The following is an 8,982-nucleotide window of genomic DNA, read 5'->3' as shown; positions in this document are numbered from 1 at the left end:
GGCATAATTGTCTTCCCTGGTTCCAACTGCGATCGCGATGTGGTGTACGTCACCCGCGATCTGCTCGGACAACCTACGCGTACGATCTGGCATGAAGAAACTGATTTACACGATGTCGATGTCGTCGTGATTCCGGGTGGCTTTAGTTATGGCGACTACCTGCGCTGTGGTGCGATCGCCAAATTTTCGCCGGTTATGAAACAAGTCATCGCCCATGCCCAGCAGGGTAAATATGTTTTAGGTATTTGCAATGGGTTTCAGGTGTTGACTGAAGCTGGATTATTGCCTGGGGCACTAGTCCGCAATCGCGATCTGCACTTTATCTGTGACAGGGTACCCATCCAGGTCGAAAATACCGATTCCATCTGGACTCAAGGTTATACTACCACCACCCAGATCGAACTCCCGATCGCCCATGGAGAAGGCTGCTATCATGCCGATCCCGCTACACTCGATCGATTAGAGTCCAACGGGCAAGTTTTATTTCGCTACGCTGGCACCAATCCCAACGGCTCATTAAATAACATCGCCGGCATCTGCAACGAAACCAAAAACGTGATCGGCATGATGCCCCACCCCGAACGCGCCGCCGATCCCCTCCTCGGCAAAGCCGACGGCATCCATTTATTCAAAAGTCTGATTTAATCGATCTGGAAATTTCCAAATCCGCGCCTATTAATAAATCTATGTAGGGGTGCCCCTGTCTTGATGTGCTAAACCGTCGGGAAACAAAGGCGTGCGCACATCGCTCGTGGGTACCCTCACCAACCACGATCGATAACAATAAATCTGCGCATGTAGAGATCTTGGGATTTACTCGTAATTGGTGTCGGGCGGGCACGAGGCACCGCCCCTATAGGTTATCGTCATCCAGCCCTATCCACTATCCACTATTCACACCCTCTACCCCTACCCCCTACCCCTAGATGGACACTGGCAAACAAGGAGAAGAAGTCGTCGCCCAGTGGCTCACAGATCGGGGTGGAAAAATCTTGCATCATCGCTGGCGATGGCAAAGAGGCGAAATCGACCTCATCGCGACCGAATCTAATATCCTTCTATTTATCGAAGTTAAAACCCGCAATCGATCGAATTGGGATGCCGATGGACTCTTGGCAATCACTCCTCAGAAACAAGCCACGATCGTCCGATCTGCTGAGTTATTTCTCCTCAAACATCCCCATCTAGCTGAATATCCCTGCCGTTTCGATGTGGCGATCGTGCGCCATCAGCCGATTAACCGCGAGATCTTCGGTACGCCATTACATGTTTTGACCGATCTCACTAGTGGCAAGCACCTGTTATTACTCGACTATCTGACTAGTGCTTTCGACGGTACCTAGCCTAAAGTTTTGTTCTACCTGCGCGGAGATCGTTGGCAATTTGCTAATAAAGATGTTATACCAACATTGGCCTCAAACAGCCGCTGAAAATCTCTCCAATGAGATAATAGACAGGCTAAAACAGATGAGTTTGGAGGTAAACTAGTTGGGGATCGTAATTTTTTAATAATTAGCAAATTCACTAGGTAAAATTGTGTCGATCGATACCAAAAAAACAGATCGAAAATATGCTGAGAGAAAGAATAAGTGCGTTATGATATTTCAGTAGATTTACAGTTGTTGGCTCAGTCCTAACTAAGACATGATGCAACTAGTCCGTAAATCTCTAGGTACCAAACAAGTTGGGAAATTGAGGCTGATGACCGATCTACTGTAAAGTCTGACCGTTCTCTCCGGAAACTGCTCGTTAATGTCTGTAGTTTGTCTTTAGATGAACATTCCATTAAGGAGCAACGTCATAATAGTTATCGCCAAGGGTACCATTAATACATCGCATATTATGGGTTCTAATCTATCAAAGCTGGCTCGTTTGCTAGCAACTAGAATAATGTCACAGGAAACCATCAACTCTCTGCACTTACCGAAGTTCGATCCGCTCAAGCCGCTGCGTAACTGGTTGGAAAATCTTAAAATTTCTAATCCCCGATTAGCTCACAACCTGTGTAAACTGATCCCTTCCCAATGTCCCTTCGAGCGCGATCTCAATTTGTTCGGACGCACGCTCTTGCATATTCCACCGATGTGCAAACTCAACCCCCTCTATGAAGAAGTTGTGATGCTCCGGTTCAAGGCAATGTGTTATCTCGCCGATGAATGCGGTGAAGATATCAGCCAATATTGCTAAATTAGTGGATGGTGGATAGCAAGTAAAGACAGGGAATATCGATCGGGATTAACGTAGAATAGAGAGTCCAGCTCAAGACTCGATCGTTATATGTCCAAGCAACAGTCGCCACAACAGCCAGAACCACATTCGACATTAGCCGAAATTCGGGCGACGCGCCTGGTTAAAGCCGACAAACTCCGCGAATTAGGGATGAATCCCTACGCGTACAACTGGGTATCTACCCACCAAGCTGCTGCCTTACAACTAGAGTACGCAGATTTAGCTAATGGTGCGGAAGTAGATACCCCAGTCTCGATCGCCGGACGCATTATGGCACGGCGAGTAATGGGCAAGTTGGCTTTTTTTAGCATTCAAGATGAGACGGGGACGATTCAGCTCTATCTCAACAAGCAACAGATCGACGAGGGGATGCCAGCAATTCCCGATGCTTTCAGTCATTTCAAACAGTTAAGCGATGTCGGGGACATTATCGGTGTCAAAGGCACTATCAAACGTGCTGACAAAGGTGAATTGTCAGTTCTTGTCAACGAGTATTCGATTCTTACTAAGTCGCTCCTACCATTACCCGATAAATGGCATGGTTTAACCGACGTCGCCAAACGCTATCGCCAACGTTACGTCGATACGATCGTCAATCCCACCGTCCGCGATACCTTTAGAAAACGCGCGCTAATTACGTCGGGAATTCGCCGCTATCTCGAAAATATTGACTTTATCGAGATCGAAACACCAGTCTTGCAGTCGGAAGCAGGCGGTGCAGATGCGCGTCCGTTTAATACCTACCACAATACCCTGGAAATGCCGCTGTACCTGCGGGTTGCCACCGAGTTGCACCTGAAACGATTAATTGTCGGGGGCTTTGAAAAGGTATTTGAATTGGGGCGAATCTTCCGCAATGAGGGCGTCTCGACGCGCCATAATCCCGAATTTACCAGTATCGAGGTATATCAAGCCTATGCTGACTATGAAGGGATGATGAAACTCACAGAAGAGATGATTACCACTGTCGCTCAGTCTGTGCTGGGCACATTGGAGATTAGTTATCAGGGCACACCGATTAGCCTGGGGACTCCCTGGCGGCGGGTGACGATGCACGATATCGTCAAAGAAGTCACTGGTTTAAACTTTAGTAGTTTTGATACTCTAGAGACGGCTCAAGCTGCCATCAAAAATGCTGGCATTGGTGGCTGTGATGACATTAAAACACTTGGAAAACTCTTGAATGAGGTATTCGAGCAAAAGTGTGAAGCAACCCTAATTCAGCCCACCTTTGTCATCGATTATCCCACCGAAATCTCACCTCTCGCCAAACCCCATCGATCGAAACCAGGGATCGTCGAGCGGTTTGAACTATTCGTCGTCGGGCGCGAACTCGCCAATAGTTTCTCGGAGTTAACCGATCCCGTCGATCAACGGGAAAGATTAGAAGCTCAAGCCGCCCGCAAAGCTGAAGGCGATAACGAAGCCCACGATGTCGATGAAGACTTCCTCACCGCTCTCGAATATGGGATGCCACCCACAGGCGGATTGGGGATCGGGATCGATCGATTGGTGATGCTGTTATGCGATTGTGCCAGTATTCGCGATGCGATCGCTTTCCCACTGCTGAAACCAGAACCAACCGAACAATCTGGAGACGATTAAATCAAGGTAGGGTGTGTTATCCCGTAAGCGCAAAGCGCAGGCTTCTCTTCGAGACGCTTCGCGAACGCCAACGCGGAGCGTCTGCTTTAGCATAAGGGTAACGCACCATCATTTTCTTATTTGCGAATAATGACGTAATCCACTTATTACATGAACTTAACACACGCTTGAGGCAATGTCTATCATTCAGATTCTGCTGAATTGAGATAATAATTTATGAAACAGCATATTCTGAGTATTCACGCATAGAAGGATGGTGAAAACCCACTACAATTTCTTTTTTAGATATCCCCATCTCTTCTAACGCCTTGTCCACTTCAATATCAGTATTATTTTCCTGAATCCAGATTTTATCTCCTTTAATATCAAAGTGAAAAATGCAGTTATGAATCCGTCTCTGATTATCCCACCCAGTGCGGAATAGTAGATATCGCTCGTTGACAGTATCAAAAATTAGCTGTGTTTCGATATCTAGGTGCTTACTTCCATAGCTTGAATAGTTGTTGAGAAATTCTTGCAAACACTTGCGATAGAAATCTGGTCTATCCATGATGCAATCTCCTGGTTTATCTGACTATAGACTATAATTACGAGAACCAGATCGATCGAGCCAACCTTCACCCCTCGAAGGTGAGTATAACCCAGGCAGGAATAGTTACCATCTTGGCTGTGCCGCTCCGAATGCTTTTTATTATAAATCTTTATTTATAAGAGATCGATCTATGATATCTATTTTAATAGTAAATAATCATTAGGATGAAACCGACAGCTACATTATTATTTTCTTGTCCCGATCGAAGGGGCTTAGTTGCCAAAGTTGCTAACTTTATTTATTCTAACGGCGGTAACATCATCCATGCCGATCATCATACCGATTTTAATGCCGGATTATTTCTAACGCGGATCGAGTGGGATGTTGAAGGATTCAATCTACCTCGCGAACTGATCGATCCAGCTTTTGGGGCGATCGCACAACCTCTAGGCGGTACTTATCAAATTCGGTTTTCCGATACGATCCCACGCTTGGCGATTTGGGTGAGTCGTCAAAATCACTGCTTACTCGATCTGATTTGGCGACAGCAGGCAGGCGAATTTTCGGCAGAAATCCCGTTAATTATTAGCAATCATCCCGATCTCGAATCGATCGCCAAGCAATTTGGGATTGATTATTATTACTTGCCAATTACTAAAGATAATAAACAAGAGCAGCAACAACGGCAACTAGAGTTACTTAAAGAGTATCAAATCGATTTGGTGATTTTGGCTAAGTATATGCAAATTATTAGCCCTGAATTTATCGATGCTTTCCCCAGTCACAATATTATCAATATTCACCACTCCTTTCTCCCCGCTTTTGTCGGTGCCAATCCCTATCATAAGGCTTACGAACGCGGGGTGAAGATTATTGGGGCGACGGGTCATTATGTGACTTCTGAGCTAGATGCAGGGCCGATTATCGAGCAGGATGTAGTCAGAGTTACCCACCGCGATGATGTAGACGATTTGATTAGGAAAGGCAAAGATCTCGAACGGATCGTCCTGGCGAGGGCGGTGCGTCACCATCTTCAAAATCGGGTGTTGGTTTATGGGAATAAAACTGTGGTGTTTGAATAAATAAACTAGCCAAACAAGCTTTCTTTAAGCTCTGCTATTTTACAGGATTGTAGATTAATCGATCGATCTTAGCAAGTTGTCGAGATAACTCTTGGTTGAGAATTGTATATGCCTGTTGGTTGAAGTGCAATTCATCAGATCGATACTGTGGCAACATCAGCCCGTGACGATCGGCAAGTAGAGCGTAAGTATCAAAGACGATCGTTTTGTCATCAGCTAATGTCTCGATGTAGGTATTCACTTCTTTAATTGCTAGCCCGATCTCATCCGACCATAAAAGCTTGCGTTCTAATGGTACTTCACCAGCAGGAAAAATAGTAGTCACCATTACTACTGCACCTATCTTTCGAGATTCTTCAATAATTCGTTTAATATTTGCTTGGCAATTGGCGATTATCGCTTGCTTGCGTTCTGGAAACAAGGCAATAGTTTTGAGATCGTTGACACCAACTTGAACGATTACAAGATCGGGTTTTAGAGATCGGACATGAGCTGGAAATCGCTCGATCGTCTGAACTGATGTCTGAGATGAAATTCCCCTATTAATAAATTCATAGCGGTCTATTTTTGGTGGTGTCCAATTAGCAGCTCTGGAGTCACCAAAGAATACCACTCGGGATCGAGCAGTTTTAGCAACTGCTGTAGAGTTTGCTGGATAATAGTTTAAGCCGACAGGATCTAAACGAGTTTGATTAAGCTCGGAGTAATATTTTATGACTCGATTATAAAGTAGAAAGTTAACACAAACCGAAGAGACTAGTAATCCTAATCCTAGTAAAATAAAGAGCAGATGAAAGTTTTTCAAGTTTTTATCCTCCGGCACTAGCTATAAGTTGAATGATATCGCGAGGAGTTAACTTAAAAATAAACGATCGACAATTACAAAAGCATGAATTTAGCAGGATCGCAGTGCCGATCGATCTCGATCGCTTATTGTCAAATTTTAGCTTACAGATGGTTGCTTGATAAATAGGAGTAACCCGATCGCCAGTAATAGCGGTGTCAACCAATTACCAAATCGCACGTAGACAGTTTGAGTGGTGCGACGATAAACTCGATCGGCATGAGCGGTAAATTCATTCAGTTGAGAACTCCATTGAGTGCGCCCGTGGGGATCGATAAATGTTGAATAACCAGTATTACTCGCACTTACCATCCAGCGATCGGTTTCGATCGCCCGCATCACATTGAGAGCATGATGTTGCGGTGGCATTCCACTACTATAATGTGCATCATTAGATGCCGTAATAATTAACGATCCTGTCTGCGCTTGGCGGCGAAAAATTTCGGGATAGGCGGAATCATAACAGATGCCAAAAATAAAATCACCAAATGGTGTATTAACGATCTGGTCGAAGTTACCAGCTAATAAATTTAACTCGAATGGCGAGATCGTGCTCACAAGTTTACCGATGTATTGGGCGAAGGGTACATATTCACCTAATGGTACTAGTTTTGATTTATCGTAACGGCTAATTACTTTACCTTCACCATCGATCGTCAAGATACTATTAGCCATCTTCTTGCCAATTTCACCAAATCCACCGAGAAATACTGGCACTTTTTGGGCTAATATCTCCCGATAAAATGGCGTACGTTTAATTTGGCTTTCGGTGTAAGGCAGAGCTGTTTCTGGTGTCACTATTGCTACCGCGCCCTGTGCTGCTAGATCTCGATAGCCGCTAGTATAGCGATCCATTGCTAGATCGTATCCAGACTGGTAATGCCTGACTTCATTACCGATATTACCTTGAATAACTCCTAATTTGAGACTCGATTCGATCGAATTAACTAACGGTCGATCGGCTAAATTAGATCCAATCAAATCGAACAAAATTAGCAATCCAACGGCGGTAGTTACATAAGGTAAAGCCTGACTGATTCTGTTACTCACTTTATCGCGATCTCGATGGCGATCGAATGCCAAATAAGCTTCTGCAAGCAAACCATTAACACAGACAATCGCGCCAGTCACCGTCGTTGGCCCCGATAATTGTCCGAGGTGCAGAATATCTAAATTGTGCGGACTTTGGGACATAGCCAGCGATGTCCACCACAAATCGGTGAGGCTATATAATTCTTCTAACCCACACCAGATTACCGTGCCCAACAACACGCGAATAAATGGATTTAGCTGTGGTTTAGAATTAATAAATCTCATCCCGATCGACCAGAGGATAACTAAACTCGCTCCCCACAACGTGACAAAAGTCACACAAAAAATCGCAATTGCTAAACTCGCCACATAAGAAACCCCCATCCAAGTCATCGGATGAATCCCAAATAGCCAACTCAGTCCCAATCCATAGCAGCCAATCCCCCAACAGAATGCAGACACCAACCGCTGCGAACCGGACTTGTGACACATTAGATACCACAGCGGTGCCAAGGCAATCCAAGCCAAATACCAAGCTTCGACTGGGGCAAAAGTTAGCCCCATCAACATACCACTGCCCAACGCCATCGCGATTTCTAAGCGGTTGTCAGTGAATTTTGCGAGCGATTTTTGCAGGGTTAGAAACATGAGGATCTGGATCTCGGTGAGAGTTTAATAGCACGAATCAACTTTGCTAACGATCGACGATGGCGGCGATTGTCGCGATATCAATAGCTAACCGACAACAGATATCCTATCGATACACTGTCAGGAATAGCTGCCAGAGGGAAACTTGCGGGATCGCGATGTCAGGGGATCGCCATTGTACCCAAGCCAAACGGCGGGAATCGATATCGAACTGCTGACGATCGTCAAATTCTTTAGGATTATTTAATTAAGGGTAATTAAGTAAAGGTATTTTCTCACCGATCGCGGCTCTGCGTAACAAATATTAATGCCTGATCGAGCAGCTTCTCATAATCACTATGAGTGAATTATCGGTCGCATCAGTGTTGAAGCCCGTACCATCTAGGTGTTGCTGCCTTGATTCACAGCAATATAGCTCATATAATATCTTTATATAAATAAACATTAAGTCACTAATTTCTACATTACTTTGCTTAACTCCAGCTATAAATCCAGCGAAATCGACGGTACGTGGCGATGGCCACTCCAGGGGACTTGGAGCGTCTTTGCAGCAGCAGCATTTTTAGTATCTGTTCCGGTCTTTATTGAAGCACCGCTAGTGCGGCATTACCCAGTGCTGAGCGTGGTAATGACGATTTTCTGGGTGTGCTTGGGAGCAATTCTAGTGCAACGTCGCCACAGCAAAATGTGGGGCGATCTGATCCTGGGATTTAGCTGGAGTTGGTTGGCTGGAGCAATCTATTGGGGCTGGTTTCGATGGGATCCAGCTATCCATTTGCCGATCGAATCGATCGGTGTGCCCTTTGCGATCTGGGCACTATGGCGCGGGTTTGGTAAAGTTGGTGCTTTATTCTACCTGGGTTCCCTCCTCGGCACGGCGATTACCGATTTATATTTTTATCAAGTTGGCTTGATGGACTACTGGCGACAAGTGATGCAGGTCGAGCCAGCTCTAGCAATGCCTATCTACAGCAAGCGATCGCCCAAGTTCGCACGCCTTGGGGCACAGC

At 45.3% G+C, this 8,982-nt stretch carries 8 protein-coding genes and 1 pseudogene; 6 read left to right on the top strand and 3 right to left on the bottom strand.

Annotated elements, in window-relative coordinates; translation table 11 throughout:
* The 4 genes from purQ to lysS all read left to right on the top strand — a co-directional run.
* Window positions 1-645: phosphoribosylformylglycinamidine synthase subunit PurQ (purQ, locus tag RMO84_RS14130; RefSeq protein ID WP_310489090.1), on the top strand; the 645-nt coding region annotated here is incomplete at its 5' end.
* Window positions 646-926: 281 nt separating this feature from the next.
* Complete coding sequence (locus RMO84_RS14125) at window positions 927-1,343, top strand: YraN family protein (RefSeq protein ID WP_310489089.1); 417 nt, start codon at window positions 927-929, stop codon at window positions 1,341-1,343.
* A gap of 547 nt (window positions 1,344-1,890) precedes the next feature.
* On the top strand, window positions 1,891-2,187 hold the full coding sequence (locus RMO84_RS14120; RefSeq protein WP_310489088.1) for a Mo-dependent nitrogenase C-terminal domain-containing protein: 297 nt from the start codon (window positions 1,891-1,893) through the stop codon (window positions 2,185-2,187).
* Between the two features lie 90 nt (window positions 2,188-2,277).
* Window positions 2,278-3,834 (top strand): lysine--tRNA ligase, encoded by a 1,557-nt coding sequence (lysS, locus tag RMO84_RS14115; RefSeq protein ID WP_310489087.1) that lies wholly within the window; start codon window positions 2,278-2,280, stop codon window positions 3,832-3,834.
* 214 nt (window positions 3,835-4,048) lie between these two features.
* On the opposite strand, the gene RMO84_RS14110 is transcribed toward lysS, so the two are convergent.
* Window positions 4,049-4,384, bottom strand: a complete 336-nt coding sequence (locus RMO84_RS14110; protein WP_310489086.1) for a XisI protein — start codon at window positions 4,382-4,384, stop codon at window positions 4,049-4,051.
* Window positions 4,385-4,590: 206 nt separating this feature from the next.
* Between RMO84_RS14110 and purU the strand changes: the two genes are divergently transcribed.
* Entirely contained in the window at window positions 4,591-5,448 is an 858-nt protein-coding gene (gene purU, locus RMO84_RS14105; protein ID WP_310489085.1) for a formyltetrahydrofolate deformylase, read from the top strand.
* A gap of 34 nt (window positions 5,449-5,482) precedes the next feature.
* On the opposite strand, the gene RMO84_RS14100 is transcribed toward purU, so the two are convergent.
* Window positions 5,483-6,061 carry an SGNH/GDSL hydrolase family protein gene (locus tag RMO84_RS14100; RefSeq protein WP_310489084.1) on the bottom strand — a complete coding sequence of 193 codons (579 nt, stop codon included), beginning with the start codon at window positions 6,059-6,061 and terminating at the stop codon, window positions 5,483-5,485.
* Window positions 6,062-6,391: 330 nt separating this feature from the next.
* Window positions 6,392-7,972 carry an apolipoprotein N-acyltransferase gene (gene lnt, locus RMO84_RS14095; protein ID WP_310489083.1) on the bottom strand — a complete coding sequence of 527 codons (1,581 nt, stop codon included), beginning with the start codon at window positions 7,970-7,972 and terminating at the stop codon, window positions 6,392-6,394.
* A gap of 469 nt (window positions 7,973-8,441) precedes the next feature.
* On the opposite strand from lnt, the pseudogene RMO84_RS14090 reads away from it, so the two are divergent.
* A pseudogene (locus RMO84_RS14090) lies at window positions 8,442-8,982 on the top strand (DUF3120 domain-containing protein); the annotation flags it as partial.

Source organism: Chamaesiphon sp. VAR_69_metabat_338 (genome assembly GCF_031423935.1).
GTDB lineage: Bacteria > Cyanobacteriota > Cyanobacteriia > Cyanobacteriales > Chamaesiphonaceae > Chamaesiphon.
Note: the sequence above shows the minus strand (reverse complement) of the source record. Positions and strands in the feature narration are given on the sequence as shown.